The following is an 18342-nucleotide window of genomic DNA, read 5'->3' as shown; positions in this document are numbered from 1 at the left end:
CCCCACCCGCTGGCCCTCCGGGGGGGCCCCCCGCCGAGTCGGCCCTGCCGCCTTTGGCGCCGTGACCACCACCGGGTCCGAGCCGAGGACTTCCGGCACCCGGGGCCTGGACGGAGGCGAGGCGGGTGTGGGCGGCCCGCGCTTCCCGGTCGGTGCGAGGCCGGCAGCGCAGAGGTGCCCGTCACCCTCGCCACCCTCTCCGGAGGGATGATCCGGGTCAATCAGGGGTGTACGGGAACTGATCGGGGTGGGGGGACGACTGGTGGGGGGTGAGTGGGATGTCGCCGGGTGCCCGGCCGTTGAGTGTGCTGGTGGGGTTCGCCCTGATGCTGGTGGTGGTGTTCGTGGTGGCCTTCGCGGTAGGGCGCGGAGCCGGGCCCGTGACGCCCGGGCTGACGCCCGGCGGGGGCGGCGGGGGTAAACCCGGGATGGGGCATGACATGGGGGCGGGCCGATGAAGGCCGTGGTGGAGAGCCCCGGGAGCGGGGAGACCGGCCCGCCGCCGGTCAGCACCGATCTGGTGGTCGGCGGGATGACCTGCGCGGCCTGTGTCAGCCGGGTGGAGAAGCGGCTCGCCCGGATCGAGGGCGTGACCGCCGGGGTCAATCTGGCCACCGGGCGGGCGCGGGTGCTGCACCCGGCCGGGGTCGGCGTCGAGGAACTGGTGGCGGCGGTCGAACGGGCCGGCTACACCGCCGAGCAGGCCCCGGACGGGCTGTCGGCGGCGGGCCCGGACCAGGACGAGTCCGCGGACCGGTGGCGGCTGCTGGTGACGGCCCTGCTGGCCGTGCCGGTGGTGGTCCTGTCGATGGTTCCGTCGCTGCAGTTCGACGCCTGGCAGTGGGTCTGCTTCGCGCTGTCGGTGCCGGTGGTGAGCTGGGGTTCAGCCGGCTTCCACCGGCGGGCCTGGCAGGGACTGCGGCACGCGGCGGCGACCATGGACACCCTGGTGAGTCTCGGGGTGGTGGCCTCGTTCGGCTGGTCCGCGTACGCGCTGGTGTTCGGCGGGGCGGGCGAGATCGGCATGCGGATGCCGTTCTCGCTGACCGCGGACGGCGGCGGCGCCGCGCACGTCTACCTGGAGGCGGCCGTCGGGGTGCCGCTGTTCGTGCTCGCCGGGCGGCTGCTGGAGGGGCGGGTGCGGCGGCGCACCGGTTCGGCGCTGCGGGCCCTGGCGGAGCTGGGCGCCAAGGAGGTGTGCGTCCGCGACCCGGAGACCGGGGAGGAACAGCTGCTGCCGATCGAACAGCTGCTGCCCGGGCAGGAGTTCGTGGTCCGGCCGGGCGAGCGGGTGGCCACCGACGGTGTGGTGGTGGAGGGCAGCTCGGCCCTGGATCTGAGCCTGCTGACCGGCGAGTCGGTGCCGGTCGAGGTCGGTCCGGGCGACCAGGTGGCGGGTGCCACGGTGAACGTCGGCGGCGCCCTGGTGGTGCGGGCGACGGCGGTCGGTGCGGACACCCAACTCGCCCGGATCACCGCCCTGGTGGCGGACGCCCAGGCCGGGAAGGCCCGGGCGCAGCGGCTGGCGGACACGGTGGCCGGGGTGTTCGTGCCGTGCGTGCTGACGGTCGCGGTCTGCGTGCTGGGCTTCTGGCTGGGTGCCGGGGCCGACCCGCAGGCGGCGGTGACGGCGGCCGTCGCCGTCCTGGTGGTGGCCTGCCCGTGCGCGCTGGGCCTGGCCACGCCGACCGCGCTGCTGGCGGCGACCGGCCGGGGCGCCGAACTGGGCGTGCTGGTGCGCGGCCCGGAGGTGCTGGAGAGCCTGCGGCGGATCGACACCGTGGTGCTGGACAAGACGGGGACACTGACCACCGGCCGGATGGAGCTCGCGGCGGTGGCCGTGGCCCCGGACGCGGGGGTCGACGAGGACCAGGTGCTCCGGCTCGCAGGAGCCGTCGAGCACCGTTCGGAGCACCCGATCGGCCGGGCCGTCGTGGGGGCGGCCCGCGAGCGGTGTGGCTCCGAACCCCTCCCGGCGGTGGCCGAGTTCAGGGCCACTGCCGGGGTGGGGGTGGCCGGCACGGTGGAGGGGCGGCAGGTCCGGGTGGTCCGCCCGGACGACGCGGTCGGACCGCTGCCGGCCGGGCTGGTGACCGCGCTGGAGGAGGCTGCGGCGGCCGGCCGGACGCCGGTGGTCGTGGAGCTGGACGGGCGGGCGGTGGCCGTCCTCGCGGTCGGCGACACCCTGCGTTCGGGCAGCTGGCGCGCGCTGCACCGGCTGCGCCGGATGGGTCTGGAACCGGTCCTGCTGACCGGTGACGGGCCGGGCGCGGCGCACGCGGTGGCAACCGAACTGGGCATCGAGCGGGTGCACTTCTCGGCCTCGCCGGAGCGCAAGGCCGAGGTGGTGGCCGAGTTGAAGGCCGCCGGACGGACGACCGCGGTCGTCGGCGACGGCGTCAACGACGCGGTCGCGCTGGCCTCGGCGGACCTCGGGGTGGCCCTGGCCTCGGGGAGCGACGCGGCGATCGGCGCCGCCGGACTGACCCTGGTGCGCGGGGACATCGAGGCGGTGGTGGACGCCGTCCGGCTGGCCCGGCGCACGCTGGGCACGATCCGGGTCAACCTGCTGTGGGCGTTCGGCTACAACGTGGTGCTGATCCCGCTGGCGGCGGTCGGGCTGCTGAACCCGATGCTGGCGGCGGTGGCGATGTCGCTGAGTTCGCTGCTCGTCGTGGGGAACAGCCTGCGGCTGCGGACCTGGCGGCCCGGCCGGGGCGCCTCGGACGGACGGGGCGGCGGCGCCCCCGGCGGCGGGCGGCGGCCGGACCGGGCGCGACGCTCGGCGCGGGCGGGCGCAGGCACGGGCACGGGGGGCGCGCGGTGAGCGGCGGCGGTGCGGTGGGCGGGGTACGGCCGGGAAGGACCTCCGCACGGACGGGGCGCGTCCCCGAGCGGCTGAAGGTGGTCGGCCCGCCGGTCGCGGCGGCGGTGGTGGCACTGGCGCTGCTCTCCGGGTGGACGGCGGTCGGCGGAGCCGGGCGGCCACAGCCGGTGGAGGCCGGTCCGGGCTGGCTGCTGTTGCCGACGACGGGCGGGGCGACGGCCACGGCCGCCTTCTTCACGGTCCGCAACCCCGGCGACATACCGGACGAACTCACCGGTGCCAGCTGGGAGTTCGGTGGAAAGGTGACGCTGAAGCGCCATCTGCACCAGGGTGCCTCCGGCCGGTGGGAGCCGGTCACGGCCCTGCCCGTGCCGGAGCGCGGCGAGCTGGTGATGTCGCCGGAGGACGCCGACCTGATGATCACGAATCCGCCGGCGCTCACGGTCGGCCAGTGGGTGGAGTTCACGCTCACCTTCCGCCACAGCCCCGAGCTGCGGCTGAAGGCGGAGGTCGTCAAGCCGGGCGGACGCCGCAGCGGCTGAGGACGGCCGGCGGAGGCGACGGGCGGCAGGAGTGGGGGGCGACCACCGGCGGCCGACGCCGTCCGGTCGCGAAGCCCGGCGGAGAAGCCCGGTGGAGAAGCCCGGTGGTCGGGCCGCCCGCAGCGAGGGGAGGCGGCCCGGCCACCGACCTGAGCGGCCGGGCGGCCCCCGACCCGTCGCTCGGCGGGGTGGGCGGACGGCTCGCCGGGCCGGTCCCTGCGGGCCGCCGCAGGCTCCTCACCGGGGACCGCTCACCCCGTCGTCGGCGCCGCCGCCGGGCCGGGCCACGCGTCGAGGACCTCCTCCGGCGGCCGGCGCGGTGTGGCGACCCCGGGCGGGCCGTAGCCGATCCGCACCACCAGCTGGACGTGCCCGGGCCCCTCGGCCGGATCGCGCAGCCCCCAGCGGAGGTCGGGCCACTCGACGGGCTGGTGCCAGACCGTCAGCCGCACGCCGTGCACGGTGGCCAGCAGCCAGACCCGTTCCAACGCCTGACCGGCCCGCAGCCAGTCCGCCGGACCGTCCCCCGGCGTGGTGAGCGTGCACAGCTGCGGCAGCGCCTCGAACCGCTCGGACGGCTGCGGCGGTCCGTCACGGTACGGCGGCCGACCGGCGAAGTCACGCATCGGCACCCGGGCGTCGTGGTCCTGCGGACCCAGCGCGGCGTACGGGATCCCGTCGACGGCCCGGTCCGCGGAGCCCGGCGCGGGTTCCGGCCGGAGCCAGGAGCGGGTCTCGGCACGCCGGGCCGGGTCGTGGGCGATCCGGTCCTCGGCCTCGGCGGTGAGCGCCAGCACCTGCCGCACCCCGGCCTCCTCCAGCACGGCGAGTGCCACACCCTCCTCCCGGGCGGCGGCGATCAGCTCCGCGAGCACCGCCTCGGGCACGTCCCGGTTGGTGAACGGCCGTCGGCTGGAGCGGCGTTCGGTGATCGCCGGGTAGAGATCGCGGCCGAACGGCGGGGCGACGGAAGCGGATCCGGGAGCGGCGCGGAGCGCGAGGTCGAGAACGGCCGACAGACCGGGGTCGACCGGATCCGGGAGCAGCCGGACCGCCGGCTCGCGGCCCAGCCGGACGGCGGCCACCCTCAGGTTGAACAGGGCCGCGCCAACGGCGACGTGCAGTGCGGAGCCGACGGCGTCGGCGAGCGGGACGGCGCGGGCGAGGTCTGCGTGCACCTCGATCCCGCACCCGTCAGGGGTGGGGCGGAACCGCCACGGCTGGCTGTTGTGCAGCGAGGGGGCCGCGCCGCCGGCGACGGCCAGCAGCCGCAGGTCGTCCGGGGTGAGGGTGGACTCGGTCATGGTGATCCTCTCCTTGCCTCGTCGCCACGCCCCGGCCGTGCCGCCCGCGCGGGCGGGTCGGCCGGGGCGGGGCGGTGGCGGGCGGGACGGCTGCTACTCCGAGCCTGCGCCCGTCCGGCGGCCGGACGGCAGGGTCCAACGGCCCGCGTCCGGAGGGCGAAGGGCGGCGCTGCGCCTACGGCCCGGGGCGGGGTGGATCAGCGGGGCCTCGGGGCGGGTCGTCGGGCGGCGGGGCGGCGGACACCCGCCGTGCCTCGACGGCCACCGGCCGCACTGCGCCGCACTGCGCCGCGCCCGCGTCCTCACCGTGTCAGTCGTGCGGGACCACCGCGACCGGCGCGTGGGCGTGGTGCAGCACCGCGTGCGCGACCCGTCCGAGCCGGGGGCCGAAGTCGTGCGGCCGGCGTCGGCGCCCGACCACCACCAGCCCGGCCCCGACCGATTCCTCCACCAGCGTGCGGGCGGCGCCGAGCCTGGCCTGCTCGACGACCTCCGTGTCGGGGTGCCGCTCCCGGTGCGCCGAGAGAGCGGCGGCCAGCGCCTTCTCCTCCCCCGCCTGGAGCAGCGCCATCTCGGAACCGGACGGCAGGAAGCCGACCACCGCGAACGCCGGTGGGAGTTCCCAGCCGTGGACCGCCCGGAGCCGGGCGCCGCGCAGCGCGGCCTCCTGGAAGGCGAACGCCAGCACGGCGTCGCCGGGCGCACCGGCGTCCACGCCGACGACCACGTCGGGAACGGTCTCGGGGACCGCCTCGGGCCGTGTCTCCGAAGCGGCCTGCGCCCGGTCACGGTGCGGCTCCGCCGGACGGGCCGGACGTCCCGGGCGGACGACCACCACCGGCGCGGCCGACCGGGCGGCGACCGCCATGCTCACCGAGCCGACCAGCAATCCGGCGAAGCCTCCCAGGCCCCGCGAGCCGACGACGAGCAGACCCGCGTCCTCGGCGGCGGCCACCAGCCCGTCGACCGCGGCGTCGAGCACCACGTCGGTGTGGACGGCCACGCCGGGGTGACCCTCGCGGACCTCCTCCGCCGTCCCCGCGAGCATCCGCTGGGCGGCGACCGGCAGGTCGTCAGGGTCGGCGAACGCGGCACGGCCGTCGGTGAGCCACGGCCAGACGTGCACCAGGCGCAGCGCGGCCCCGCGGCGCCGGGCCTCCTCGGCGGCCCAGTGGGCGGCTGCGGTGCTCTCGGGCGATCCGTCGACTCCGACCAGAACAGGGGGCGTCATGGGAGGTTCCTCTCCGCTCGTTGTCCCGCCGCGGGTCCGCACCGGGTTCGCTGCCGGTCCCGCCGCAGGTCCACTGCGTGCCGCTGGTGCCGTACGGTGGCCGCCCGGGCGCCGGGCGGCTTCCGGGCGGTGCGGTCTGACGCACCGTCCGCCGGTTCCCACCCTGGTCGGGCGGCCGGGCGCCGGGCCAGGGGCCGCAGGGCCCGCGCCGCAGGGCCATAGGTCCCTGGGCAGGACCGAAGACGCGTCCATGACCACCCCGGGGTGCCGCACGGGCCGCCCTGGGCACTAACGTGAATCCGACGATCCGACCGGTCCGACGACCGGGGCGGAACCGGCCCGGGCAGGACAGAACGACGAGGAGGACGCCGGTGAACGGCGCGGAAGGTACGCGGACGGGCACCGGCGGACACGACGAAGCGCCCCCTGCGGCCTGCCCCCGGGCCACCCCGGCCCCCGGGAGCCGCGCCGAGCCCGCCACTCCCGCACCTCCCGGCGCCGTCGGCACTCCCGACATCCTCGACACTCCCGGCGATCCCGGCCTCGCCGCCACGGCTGTCACCGGCGCCACCCCGGCCGCCGACCGGCCGCACCCGCGTGGCGCGGGCGCACGGATCCCGCAGCTGCGCCTGGACGAGCTCCTGGAGGAACTCCAGTGGCGGATCGACGCGGCACGCGGCACCCGCGACCGGGTGCACAGCCTGCTGGAGGCGGTGCTCGCCGTCGGCCGCGAGCTGGACCTCTCGCAGGCCCTGCGCCGGATCGTCGAGGCCGCCGCCGACCTGGTCGACGCCCGGTACGCGGCGCTCGGCGTCATCGGCGCGGACGGGCACACGCTGTCCCAGTTCCTGACGGTCGGCCTCACCGAGGAGGAGATCGAGGCGATCGGCCCGCTGCCGGCCGGGCACGGCATCCTGGGCGAGCTGATCCGTGAGCCGCAGCCGCTGCGCTGCCCGGTGCTCTCGGACCACCCGGCCTCGGTCGGCTTCCCGCCCAACCATCCGCCGATGCACACCTTCCTCGGGGTTCCGGTGCGGGTGCGGGGCGAGGTGTTCGGCAACCTGTACCTCACGGACAAGCGCGGCGGCCTGGACTTCGACGCCGACGACGAGGCGGTCATCTCGACGCTCGCCGTCGCCGCCGGGGTGGCCATCGACAACGCCCGGCTGTACGAGGAGGCGCAGCGCCAGCAGCGCTGGCTGCGGGCGAGCGCCGAGATCACCCGGAGTCTCCTCTCCGGCGCCCCCCGGCTGGAGGTGGTCGAGCTGATCGCGCGCCGGGCCCGGGAGATCGCCGGCGCCGAGCTCGCCGACGTCTCGGTGGCGCTCGCCGGACCGGGCGAGCGTGCGGCCGAGCTGACCGTCGAGGTCGCCCTGGGCGGCCGTCCGGAGGCGCGGCTCGGGGTGACCGTGCCGGTGGACGGCACGCTCTCCGGCGCCGCGTACGCGTCCGGATCCCCCGTCACCAGCGACGAGCTGGAGCACGACGGGCGGTACCCGGCCGGACCGGCCGGACGGTTCACCGGGCTCGGACCGGCCGTCGCGGTGCCGCTGGGCACCGGCGAGGGGTTCGGACGGGGTGTGCTGCTGCTCGCGAGGGAGAGCGGCCGGCCACCGTTCACGGCCGAGGAGACCGGCCCGCTCCTGGGCTTCGCCGACCAGGCCGCGCTCGCCCTTGAGCTGGCCGAACGGCGGCGCGACGCGGAGCAGTTGACCCTGCTGGAGGACCGCGACCGGATCGCCCGCGACCTCCATGACCTGGCCATCCAGCGGCTCTTCGCCACCGGCATGACGCTGCAGAGCGCAGGCCGCCTGATCGAGAGCCCGAGCGCGGCCGACCGGGTCAGCCGGGCGGTCGCCGACCTGGACGAGACGATCAAGATCATCCGTTCCACGATCTTCGGTCTGCGCGCCCACAACGAGCCCGACCGGGGCCTGCGCGCCCGGGCCACCCGGGCCGTCGGCGAGGCCCAGGCCACCCTCGGCTTCGCCCCGCGGCTCAGCATGGAGGGCCTACTCGACACCGACGTGCCGCAGGAACTCTCCGAACACGTCATGGCCGTCCTCGGAGAGGCCCTCAGCAACGCCGCCCGGCACGCCCGGGCCGGCCGGGTCGAGGTCTCCCTGCGCGCCCTCGGCGGCGTGGTCGCGCTCACGGTCACCGACGACGGCGTCGGCGTACCGTCCGGGGGCCGGCGCAGTGGCCTGCGCAACCTCGCCGAACGTGCCGAGCGGGTCGGCGGCAGCTTCGAGCTGCGCCCGGCGGACGGCGGCGGGACCGTCCTGCGCTGGGAGGCCCCGCTGGGGCTGTAGCCCGCGCCCCGGGGGGAGCAGGGTCAGCGGGCCTGCGGACCCGCCGCGCTCAGGCCGGGCTCAGGCCCGGTCTCAGGGACGGTCCGCGGTCACAACAGGTCCGCGGTCACAACAGGTCGGCGGTCAGGTGCCGGCCGACGACCAGTTCGGCACCGATCCGGATCTCGACCCGGGCCGCGCCCGGCCCCCTCGCCGGTCGGCGGACCTCCGCGCGGCCGAGGACGGTGACGCACCAACCGGTGCCGTCGGTGCCGTCCACCTCGTCGGCCTCGAAGGCGATCACCGCGCCGTCCACCGCCCGCGCCAGCTCGGATCCGGCCGCCGCCGACACCAGCACGCCGCCGCCCGCGTCCAACCGGAACCGCACCGGGAGGACCGCCGGCAGCGCACGGACCGTGTAGACGACCCGGCCCACGTCGGTGCCGCCCAGCAGTTCCAGTGCCCGGGCCTCGTCGAGGTCCCGGGAACCGCCCGCCGGCGGCCCTGCGGACGCTTCGACCGGCACCACGGCCGGGGCTTCAGGATCGACGTTCATGCGAGCGATGGTCACTCGCCGGGCAGCGGCGGGGCGAGGGCCGATGGTCCCGTCGGGGGTCCCGTCCACCGCCCCCGGCCGGCGGGGCCGCGTCGAAAGGCGCCCGGACCGGGCGCGGCGGACGGTACGGGCGCGGCGAGGGGCGGCCCCGGACGGGCTTGCCGGACGGAGGGAGGGCCGCACCGCGGCAGCGCCGACACCCCCGGCTCCCACCGATGTCCGGGGGCCGGGGGCCTGGGGCCTGGGCTCAGGGCGCGGGTCAGCCGCGCAGGCCGCCGCCGAGGATGCGCGGGTGGTAGGTCGGCTGGGCGGCCGCGGCCTGGCGCAGCTCGGTGGCGATCAGGGCGGCCTGGACGCGCCGCTCCACGCCGAGCTTGGCCAGGAGGCGGGAGACGTGGTTCTTCACCGTCTTCTCCGCCAGGTAGAGCCGCTCCCCGATCTGCCGGTTGGTCAGGCCCTCGCCGATCAGCGCCAGCACCTCCTGCTCGCGGACGGTCAGCTCCGGTCCTCCGGTGGACGGCTGGGCCGGCTCGGCCTCGCTGCGGAGGCGGTTCAGCAGGCGGGTCGCCGCGCCGGGGTCGAGCATCGAACGCCCGGAGGCGACGGTCCGGACGGCGGCCACCAGGTCGGTCCCGCTGATCTGCTTCAGCACGTACCCGGCGGCGCCCGCCATCACGGCGTCGAGGAGCGCCTCCTCGTCGTCGAAGGAGGTCAGCATCAGGCACGCCAGGTCGGGCATCCGGGAGCGCAGTTCGCGGCAGACGGCCACACCGTCGCCGTCGCCGAGGCGGACGTCCAGCACGGCGACGTCGGGCCGCAGCGCCGGGACGCGGACGAGGGCCTGCTCGGCGGTGGCCGCCTCGCCGACCACCTCCAGGTCCGGTTCGCAGTCCAGCAGGTCGTGCACGCCGCGGCGCACCACCTCGTGGTCGTCCAGCAGGAACACCCTGACCGGTGCCGGCGTCTCGGTACCGGCCGTCTCGCTCGCCATCTCGCGGCTCCACCCTCTCCACGCCCGGCACACCACACGCCGGGTCCACCGCATCATGCCCCGGCGCCGCGCCCCCGGCCAGGGTCGAACGACCCCATCGGCCCGGGACGGTCCGGCGCCGGGATCGGTGCCGAGGACAGCGCCGGTCCCGGCCCCGGCGCGCCCCTACCCGGCCGCGATCGCGGTGAGCAGCCGCTCGGCGGCGCCGAAGGCTATCGCACTGTCGAGCGGGTTGGAGTAGGTGCGCGACCAGGTGATCAGTCCGTCCCGGACCCGGGCGAACATCACGATGTCGAAGGCGAACTTCCGTCCGGTGGCCAGGACGTGCCCCTGGAGGCGGTACTCGACGACGACGAGTTCGGGATCGGCGGTCTCGTGGATGCTCACGGGGTCCACGCTCTCGGACTTCTGCATCGTGGCGCCGTGCCGCAGGTGGGCCCGGAAGGCCTCCCGCCCCGGCTTCTGCTCGGGCACGCCCGGCATCAGGTAGGGCAGTTCGAAGGCGGCGTCCTCCGTGCACAGGTCCGCCGCCGCCTCGTCGGGACCGTCGGCCATGTAGTCGACGAAGCGCTGGAGGACCTCGCGCGGTGAGGCAGTGGTCATGGGACACCCCTTTCGACGCCACCGGGGCGGTTCCCCCGGTGTCGCGCCCGAAGATACGGGTCGACCTGACTGCTTTTCAAAGTCCCTGCTCAAAGGTCGACTTGGATCCTCCGCCCCACCCCTACCGGGCAGGTGAGCAACACGGTCGCCGTCGGCGGGGCGGAGCCCTCACGGCGGTGCCTCAGCGGCGGTGCCGACGGACGTCGCCGAGGCCGATGAGAAGGAAAGCGGCGGAGACGGCGCCGGCGCTTCCGGCCGCGGCGGCCAGGCGCGGAGCCAGGGGGCCGCCACCGGTCAGCAGGACGGAGGCGGCGCCGAGCGAGGCGACCGCCAGTCCCACCAGCAGCCAGCCGAGCAGCGTGCGGGCCGCCGGGCGCGGGGAGCGCGTGGCCCCGGAGTCCGGGTCCGGGTCCGGGTCCGGGTCGAGCAGGGCCCAGCGGAGGCGGTCCTCGCGCCGCTCGGACCGGCTCTGCAGGTGGGCGCGGACCCTCAGGAGGACGCCGGCGACCAGGCCGGCCAGCGTGATCCGGGCGGCGGGCTGCCAGTCCGGGACGGCCAGCAACAGGACGCCGCCCAGGGCAAGGCCGGCCCACCAGACCACGCAGGCGGCAGCGGCGGTGCGGGCCGAGCGGGGGCGGTCGTCGCCCGCCTGGAGGTCGGCGATGGCGGGCAGGTACCAGACGCAGCCGGACGCGGTGGTCGCGGCCGTGCCGATGGCGAGAACGGTGTGGGACATGGTGCCGTGCGCTCCTCAGCCGGTGGGGCTCGACGTGGATTCGGGAAGGCGTCGGACGAAGACGGGGACGACGTGTGGACTGGCCCGGGACGGAGGGCCCGGGACGGAGGGCCCGGGACGGAGGGCCCGGGACGGAGGGCCCGGGACGGAGGGCCGCTCCCGCCCGCCCGGGGGCAGCGACGCGGGCGGGAGCGGCGTTCAGGGGGCAGGCCGTCAGCGGCCCGCGCCGGGCCCACCGGAGGACCCGGCACGGGACCCGCCGGGGGACGTCTCGGAGGACGCCCCGGAGGAACCGGCGGCGGAACTCCCCAGCGCGCGGCCGCGTCGCGGTGCGGGGGCGTCGTACGCCGCCGGGGTGACGCCTGCCAGGTGCCTGGCGGGCTCGCCGTTGTGGTCCAGGAAGTCGCGGGCCGCGATCTCCGGGTGGTGCAGGTCGAAGGCCGGGGACTCGGACCGGATCCGGGGCAGGGTGACGAAGTTGTGCCGGGGCGGCGGGCAGGAGGTGGCCCACTCCAGCGAGCGGCCGTAGCCCCACGGGTCGTCGGCGGTCACCCGCTCGCCGTACTTGGCGGTCTTCCAGATGTTGTAGAGGAACGGCAGGATCGACAGGCCCAGCAGGAAGGAGCCGAGGGTGGACACCGTGTTGAGCACGGTGAAGCCGTCGGAGGCCAGGTAGTCGGCGTAGCGGCGCGGCATGCCCTCCGCGCCGAGCCAGTGCTGGACGAGGAAGGTGGAGTGGAACCCGATGGTGAGCGTCCAGAAGCAGATCCGCCCGAGCCGCTCGTCGAGCATCCGCCCGGTCATCTTGGGCCACCAGAAGTGGAAGCCGGCCATCATCGCGTAGACCACGGTGCCGAACAGCGTGTAGTGGAAGTGGGCGACGACGAAGTACGAGTCGGTCACGTGGAAGTCGATCGGCGGCGCGGCCAGCAGCACGCCCGTCAGGCCGCCGAACAGGAAGGTGACCAGGAAGCCGACCGTCCAGAGCATGGGCGTCTCGAAGCTCAGCGAGCCCTTCCACATGGTGCCGACCCAGTTGAAGAACTTGACGCCGGTCGGCACCGCGATCAGGAACGTCATGAACGAGAAGAACGGCAACAGCACTTGGCCGGTGGCGTACATGTGGTGCGCCCACACGGTGACCGAGAGGCCCGCGATGGCCACGGTGGCGGCGATCAGACCCGCGTAGCCGAACATCGGCTTGCGGCTGAACACCGGGATGATCTCCGACACGATGCCGAAGAACGGCAGGGCCAGGATGTACACCTCGGGATGGCCGAAGAACCAGAAGAGGTGCTGCCAGAGCATGGCCCCGCCGCTGGCGGGGTCGAAGACATGCGAGCCGAACTTGCGGTCGCACTCCAGGGCGAGCAGCGCGGCGGCCAGCACGGGGAAGACCAGCAGCACCAGGACCGAGGTCAGCAGCACGTTCCAGCAGAAGATGGACATCCGGAACATGGTCAGGCCGGGGGCCCGCATGCAGATGATCGTGGTGATGAAGTTGACCGCGCCCAGGATGGAGCCGAAGCCGGAGAGCGTGACGCCCATGATCCACATGTCGGCGCCGACGCCGGGCGAGTGGACCGCGTCGGAGAGCGGCGCGTAGAGGAACCAGCCGAAGTCCGCGGCCCCCTGCGGGGTGGCGAAGCCGGCGGCGGCGATCAGCGAGCCGAACAGGAACAGCCAGAAGGCGAGCATGTTCAGCCGGGGGAAGGCGACGTCGGGTGCGCCGATCTGCAACGGCATGATCCAGTTGGCGAAGCCGGTGAACAGCGGCATCGCGAAGAGCAGCAGCATCACCGAACCGTGCATGGTGAAGGCCTGGTTGAACTGCTCGTTGGAGAGGATCTGCGTCCCCGGCCGGGCGAGTTCGGCGCGCATGACCAGGGCGAGGATGCCGCCGATCAGGAAGAACCCGAACGAGGACACCAGGTACATGGTGCCGATCGTCTTGTGATCGGTGGTCGTCAGCAGCCGGACCAGGGCCGAACCGGGCCGCGCGGCCCGGACTCCTTCCGGGCGGGCGGCGGACGGCGGCGGCGCGTTGTCGCCCCGTGCCTCGATGGCGCTCAAGGACGCACTCCTTCGAAACTACTGCGGATGGGTGGCGATCCATGATCGGAACGCGACACCCTTGCGCCCCAGGGCCGTTGGACCCAGCGGCCGGGGCCGGTGGGCCCCGGTTCGGGACCACCGGCCGGGACCACCGTCACCGGCCCCCGGAGACGACGAAGCGCCGTTCGCGGCCGGGGAGTTGACGTTCTCCCCGGTCGCGCCGGCGCAGTCGGGGGCCGTCGGCCGAGGGACGGCGGAGCGTCGGCGAAGGCCGCCCGCGGGCCTCGGCCGCTCACGTCCGCGGTGGCCACGCCCCCGGCCGCCGGGGCCGACGCGGGAGCGTCAGGAGGCGGCGGCGGTGCCGACCGCGGCGATCCGGTAGCCGGTCACGAGGTCGGGCCGGATGGCCACCGTGTGGTCCATCGAGGCGTTCACCCACGGGCTCAACAGCCCGCGGTAGCGGGCCAGGAGGGACGGATCGGTGACCGGCCGCGCGAAGCCGGTCACCACCACGCTCCACCCGAGCCGGGTCGACGGGTCGATCGCGTCGGCCTCGTAGGCGACCACCACGCCGGCGTCGTCCCCGCCCTGGGCGACCGTGGTCAGCGCGGCGCCGTCGTGGGTCCGGATCACGATGACGTCGTCCACCAGGAGGTGGTTCACGGGGCGGATCGCCGGTAGCGCGGACACGGTGAAGACGATCCGGCCGAACGGCGCACGTCCCAACAGCCGCAGGGACTCGGCCCGTTCGAGCGGGACCAGCTCGCGCGGCGGGGCGTCGGAGGCCGGACGGGGTCGGGCGGGCGGCGGCAGGCCCTCGGGCCGGCGCAGCGCGCGCAGGCGGCGACGGACGGACTCGTCGTTCACGAGGCGCCCGCGATCAGGCCGAGCCGGCCGTCGAAGCGCCGGTAGAGCACCCGCCCGCGCCGCGAACCCGGCTGGGCGAAGAACAGGTACGGCAGCTCGGCGGCGGCCAGCCGTTCGACAGCCTGATTTTCCGTCAACTCCGGTGCACCGATCGGACTGAGGGTGAGCGGGGCGATCGGCCGGGTGGGCGGACCGGCCGCGGCCGTACGGGCCAGCCGGTAGCCGGTCGGACCCACCCGGTAGACCACGGCGTCGGTCTCGGTGGCCGGGTCGGTGAAGAGGTGGATGTCGAAGTCCATCGCGTCCATCGTCCGGGCGGCGGCGTCCGGCGAGCACCACACGAGGTGGGCCTGCTTGCGCCGGACGATGTCCTGCGGCCCGGCGGCGCAGGGGAGTTCGGTACGGGCGGCCTGCGGATCCGCCCAGCGCCGGGCCCTGGCCTCCGAGGCCCTGACCTGCTGGGCCCTGACCTGTTGGGCCCTGACCTCCGAGGCCCTGACCTGCTGGGCCCTGACCTCCGGAACCCCGGCCTGCGGCGCCTCGACCGACGAGGGGGCCGCGGCAGGCCCGCGGCTCCGGGCCCGGCGGGGCCAGGGCCGGGGCGCCCACCCCGAGGCGACGGCTGCCATCCGGCCGCGCAGGCCGTCGGCCAGCCGGTCCAGGGCCTCCCCCAGATCGACGGCGACCTCCTGGACGCGGATCCGCCGGCCGTCCACCTCCGCGTTGACCTGGGCCAGGACGCCGGTCGGGCCTACCGGTCCGACCCGGACCCGCAGCGACTCGACCAGGGCGTCCGCCCCGCTCACCACGGCTGCGATCCGGGCCCTGGCGTCGACCGCGAAACCCCGCGAAATCCCTTCGCACACCCGCACCGTGACCAACTCGCCCACCTCAGGCCTCTTCCCGTTCCGCGTTCTCGTCAGGCCGCGCCACCCGCCTCCGGCAGGCCCGCACACACCGGCGCGTCGATCACCATCCCGCCACCGCACAGCCGTCACAAGGGCCGAACGGCCCCATCGGCGCCCGCCGTCCGGCCCCCACCGCCGGGAGTGCGGGAATCCCCGGACAGCCGGGCCACACCCGCTCTCTGACGTCGCGGGATGCCGGACCGCGCCCCGGCCGTGGCATGATCGGGCCATGTCGATCCCCGACGACCAGTCCGCGTACTGGAACTCCACCGGCACCGGGAAGACCTTCGGCCACCCGCTGCACCCCGGCTGGACCGCCCGGATCGACCGGGGTGCCGCCCTCCTGGACTACGGCTGCGGGTACGGCCGGCTCGCCGGCGACCTCGCCGGCCTGGGCTTCACCGACGTCGAAGGCGTGGACGTCGCAGCGGAGTCGGTCGCCCGGGCACGCGCCGAGCAACCGGCCGCCCGGTTCGAGGTGCTGACCGACCCGCCCCGGCTCGACCGTCCGGACGCCTCCTACGACGCGGCCTTCCTGTTCGCCGTCCTCACCTGCGTACCGGGCGACGACGCCCAGCGCGCCCTCGTCGCCGAACTCCACCGGGTGCTGCGCCCGGGCGCGCTCCTCCAGGTCAGCGACTACTGCCTCCAGCCGGACGAACGCAACCGCGAGCGCTACCGGCGGTTCGAGTCGCGGTACGGCCGGTTCGGCGTGTTCGAGACCGGCGACGGCGCGGTCTGCCGCCACCACACCCGGGCGTGGCTGGGCGAACTGTTCGGCGACTTCGACGCGGTGGCCGAGCACGAACTCCCGGTGCTCACGATGAACGGCCGCCCCGCGGTCGCCACTCGGCTCCTGTTCGCCAGACGGTAGATCCGCCCCCCGGAACCCGGAAACGCGGCGGCCACGCGGCGGCCCCGCACCCGACCGCGCACCCGACCGCGCACCGGCCCCCGCACTCGGCGCCTCCCCCGGCCCCGGCCGTCGGCCCGGATCATGCGGGCCGACCGCCACAAAGATGGGGGCCCTCCCCCCATGCCCCGGTGGCCGCCTCGACGCCAGGATCGGCACCGAGGGCGGCGCCTTCGACGGCAGCGCAGCCCTCTCCCGGCATCGGAGGTGCGGTGGTGGCAGAGGTGAACGCCGTGCGCAGCACGCGCCTCGACGGAGGCGCCGGACCGGTTCAGGGCCCGGTCGCACCGGCGATCTCCTCGACCGCACCGTTCCCGCACTCTCCGGTGCCCGGTGATGCCCCCTCGCCGGACGAACCGGCCGGTCCCGACCGGGCGCCGGCCGGAACCGGAGCCCCGGCCTCGTCCGGGCCGGGATCCGCATCCGGAACCCCGCACGTCCCCGGGGAGACGCCCGCCGCGCCCCCTCCCGCCGCGCCGGACCTCGCCGCGCCCCCTCCCGACGCACCGGACCTCGCCGCGCCGAGCCCCGGCCCGGCGCACCCCGGCCCGGCCTCCCGCCTCCACCGCTCCCGCCTCCGGGCGGCCCGTTCCGGCGGCCCCCCCTGGTGGGAGCGCGGCCTGACGCCGGGCCGGCCCGCCCCCGCCGCCCGCCCCGACTGGGCCGCCTTCACCGAGGCCGCCGTCGCCGCCGCCCCCGTCCGCCCGGTGGTGCCGCGCGCCGCCTACCCGGGGCTGACGGGTTTCGCGCTCGTCCTGCAGCCGTTCGCCGACCGCGCCCAGGTCCGGTTGCTGACCGCCCTCTCCCCCGGCGTGCGGGCCGCCGAGCAGCTGGGCCGGATCGACCTGGCCGCCCTGCGCACCGGGTTCACCGCCCGCCTGACCGAACGGCTCGCCCGGATCGCGGCCCGCACGCTGGTCCTGGAGCTCAACGTGGCACGGGCGGGCGGGCGGCTGGCCGGCGGCAGCCCGCACGAGCGGTTCCGCTCGTTCCTCGCGCTCACGGCGCGCCGCGAGGGCCTGGCCGCGCTGCTGCGCGAGTACCCGGTGCTGGCCCGGCTGCTCGCCCGCGCCTGCCTCGACGCCGCCGACGCGTTCGCCGAGCTGCTGGACCGCTTCGCCGGCGACCGTCCGTCCCTGGTCGCCGGCCTGCTGCGCGGACGCGACCCGGGCGCGCTGGTCGCGGTCGCCGCCGACGCGGGCGACCGGCACCGGCGCGGGCGTGCGGTGGCCGTGCTGCACTTCGCCGACGGCGGCGCCGTCGTCCACCGGCCCCGGCCGCCCGCGGCGCACCGGCACTTCAACGCCCTGCTCACCTGGTACACCGCGCAGCCCGGGGTGCCCCGGCTGCGCGCGCTCGGCCTGCTCGACCGCGGCGGCCACGGCTGGACCGAGTACGCCGAGGCACGCCCCTGCCTGACCGGCTTCGAGGTCGAGCGCTTCTACCGCCGGCAGGGCGCGCTGCTCGCGCTGCTGCACGTCCTGGACGGCACCGACCTGCACTTCGAGAACCTCGTCGCGTGCGGGGAGCACCCGGTGCTGGTGGACGTCGAGACGCTGTTCCACCCGCCGGCCCGGCGTGACCCGGCAGAGGACCCGGCGGTCCTGGCCCTCCAGGAGTCCGTGCACCGGGTCGGCCTGCTGCCGCAGTTGCTGGTCGGCGACGACGGCGCGGTGGACGTCTCCGGCATCGGCGGTGGCGGCGGTGCGGGCCGGCTCACCTCCCCCGTCGAGGGCGTCGACTGGGCCGGCGCCGGCACCGACGAGATGCGACTGGTCCGGCGTCCGCGACCGTTCGGGGAGGCCCACAACCGCCCCCGCCTGGGCGGCGCGCCGGTGGACCCGGCCGGCCACACCGAGGCCCTGGTCGAAGGCTTCCGCGCCGGGTACGCCGCACTCGCCGCCGGGCGCGACCGGCTCGTCGGCCCGCGCGGCCTGCTGCGCTCGTTCGCCGAGGACGAGGTCCGCGTGGTGCCCCGGGCCACCCGGGTCTACGCACGCCTGCTCGACGAGTCCACCCACCCGGACGTGCTGCGCGACGCCGCCGCGCGCCAGGCCGTCCTGGAGCTGCTGCGCACCGACGCGGTCGACGATCCCGGCCGGCCCGAACTCGCCGACCACGAGATCGCCGACCTCTGGAGCGGTGACGTCCCGCTCTTCACCGCCCGCCCCGGCGCCCGCGATCTGTGGACCTCCGGCGGCCGGCGGCTGCCCGGGGAACTCGCCGAGGCGGGGCTGGCCCGGGCGGAGTCCAAGCTCGCAGGGCTCGGCGGGGTCGACCGCAAGGACCAGGAGTGGATCATCCGCGCGGCCATGGTCGGCGCCGCCGGGACGCCCGCACACCGGCCGGGCCGGCCCGTCCCCGAGAACGTCTGGGCCACCGCGCCGGAGCCCGAGCAGCTCCTCACCGCCGCCCGGGGCGTGGGGGGGCGCCGCAGCGCGCCCTCCCCCCGCACGGCGCCCCGCACCCCCCCCCCACCCACGGGCAGTCGCACGACGCGAAATAAGAAAAAACACAC

The 18342-nt window shown here is 76.1% G+C and carries 14 protein-coding genes; 5 read left to right on the top strand and 9 right to left on the bottom strand.

Features of this window, described 5'->3' with window-relative positions; translation table 11 throughout:
• Positions 1-454: 454 nt before the first annotated feature.
• A complete protein-coding gene (locus tag ACFWIC_RS08495; RefSeq protein ID WP_380516994.1) occupies positions 455-2827 on the top strand; it encodes a heavy metal translocating P-type ATPase in 2373 nt (790 codons plus the stop codon).
• Positions 2824-3369: a copper chaperone PCu(A)C gene (locus ACFWIC_RS08490; RefSeq protein WP_380516991.1), complete on the top strand. Its 546-nt coding sequence runs from the start codon at positions 2824-2826 to the stop codon at positions 3367-3369. Before ACFWIC_RS08495 ends, ACFWIC_RS08490 begins: the two co-directional genes overlap by 4 nt.
• A 251-nt stretch (positions 3370-3620) precedes the next feature.
• Here the strand turns inward: ACFWIC_RS08490 and ACFWIC_RS08485 are convergent, their stop codons facing one another.
• Both ACFWIC_RS08485 and ACFWIC_RS08480 read right to left on the bottom strand, forming a co-directional pair.
• The gene (locus tag ACFWIC_RS08485; RefSeq protein WP_380516988.1) at positions 3621-4673 is read right to left on the bottom strand and encodes an Acg family FMN-binding oxidoreductase; all 1053 of its coding nucleotides are present in this window, start codon (positions 4671-4673) and stop codon (positions 3621-3623) included.
• Positions 4674-4983: 310 nt separating this feature from the next.
• Positions 4984-5904, bottom strand: a complete 921-nt coding sequence (locus ACFWIC_RS08480; protein ID WP_329948202.1) for a universal stress protein — start codon at positions 5902-5904, stop codon at positions 4984-4986.
• Positions 5905-6518: 614 nt separating this feature from the next.
• Here ACFWIC_RS08480 and ACFWIC_RS08475 point away from each other — a divergent pair.
• On the top strand, positions 6519-8216 hold the full coding sequence (locus ACFWIC_RS08475) for a GAF domain-containing protein (protein ID WP_380517072.1): 1698 nt from the start codon (positions 6519-6521) through the stop codon (positions 8214-8216).
• Positions 8217-8322: 106 nt separating this feature from the next.
• Here ACFWIC_RS08475 and ACFWIC_RS08470 read toward each other — a convergent pair whose 3' ends face one another.
• The 7 genes from ACFWIC_RS08470 to ACFWIC_RS08440 all read right to left on the bottom strand — a co-directional run bounded on the left by ACFWIC_RS08470 (position 8323) and on the right by ACFWIC_RS08440 (position 14893).
• Entirely contained in the window at positions 8323-8751 is a 429-nt protein-coding gene (locus tag ACFWIC_RS08470; RefSeq protein WP_380357646.1) for a pyridoxamine 5'-phosphate oxidase family protein, read from the bottom strand.
• A 259-nt stretch (positions 8752-9010) separates the two neighbouring features.
• Complete coding sequence (locus ACFWIC_RS08465; protein ID WP_329882416.1) at positions 9011-9742, bottom strand: response regulator transcription factor; 732 nt, start codon at positions 9740-9742, stop codon at positions 9011-9013.
• A gap of 165 nt (positions 9743-9907) precedes the next feature.
• Positions 9908-10345 (bottom strand): nuclear transport factor 2 family protein, encoded by a 438-nt coding sequence (locus ACFWIC_RS08460; protein ID WP_329882417.1) that lies wholly within the window; start codon positions 10343-10345, stop codon positions 9908-9910.
• Positions 10346-10526: 181 nt separating this feature from the next.
• The gene (locus ACFWIC_RS08455) at positions 10527-11081 is read right to left on the bottom strand and encodes a hypothetical protein (protein WP_380357642.1); all 555 of its coding nucleotides are present in this window, start codon (positions 11079-11081) and stop codon (positions 10527-10529) included.
• A 213-nt stretch (positions 11082-11294) separates the two neighbouring features.
• A complete protein-coding gene (ctaD, locus tag ACFWIC_RS08450) occupies positions 11295-13019 on the bottom strand; it encodes a cytochrome c oxidase subunit I (protein WP_329948248.1) in 1725 nt (574 codons plus the stop codon).
• A gap of 459 nt (positions 13020-13478) precedes the next feature.
• Complete coding sequence (locus tag ACFWIC_RS08445; RefSeq protein ID WP_380517069.1) at positions 13479-13949, bottom strand: pyridoxamine 5'-phosphate oxidase family protein; 471 nt, start codon at positions 13947-13949, stop codon at positions 13479-13481.
• Between the two features lie 50 nt (positions 13950-13999).
• Positions 14000-14893: a sigma 54 modulation/S30EA ribosomal C-terminal domain-containing protein gene (locus ACFWIC_RS08440; RefSeq protein WP_380516983.1), complete on the bottom strand. Its 894-nt coding sequence runs from the start codon at positions 14891-14893 to the stop codon at positions 14000-14002.
• Positions 14894-15140: 247 nt separating this feature from the next.
• On the opposite strand from ACFWIC_RS08440, the gene ACFWIC_RS08435 reads away from it, so the two are divergent.
• Both ACFWIC_RS08435 and ACFWIC_RS08430 read left to right on the top strand, forming a co-directional pair.
• Positions 15141-15785, top strand: coding sequence for a class I SAM-dependent methyltransferase (locus ACFWIC_RS08435; RefSeq protein ID WP_380516981.1), 645 nt, complete (start codon positions 15141-15143; stop codon positions 15783-15785).
• 746 nt (positions 15786-16531) lie between these two features.
• Positions 16532-18342, top strand: a 1811-nt coding sequence (locus tag ACFWIC_RS08430) for a type 2 lanthipeptide synthetase LanM family protein (protein ID WP_380516978.1), incomplete at its 3' end; no start/stop codon positions are given.

The sequence above is a fragment of the Kitasatospora sp. NPDC127035 genome (assembly GCF_042726075.1).
In the GTDB taxonomy this organism is placed as follows: domain Bacteria; phylum Actinomycetota; class Actinomycetes; order Streptomycetales; family Streptomycetaceae; genus Kitasatospora.
The sequence above is the reverse complement of the archived record's forward strand: the minus strand, read 5'-3'. Positions and strand labels throughout refer to the sequence as shown.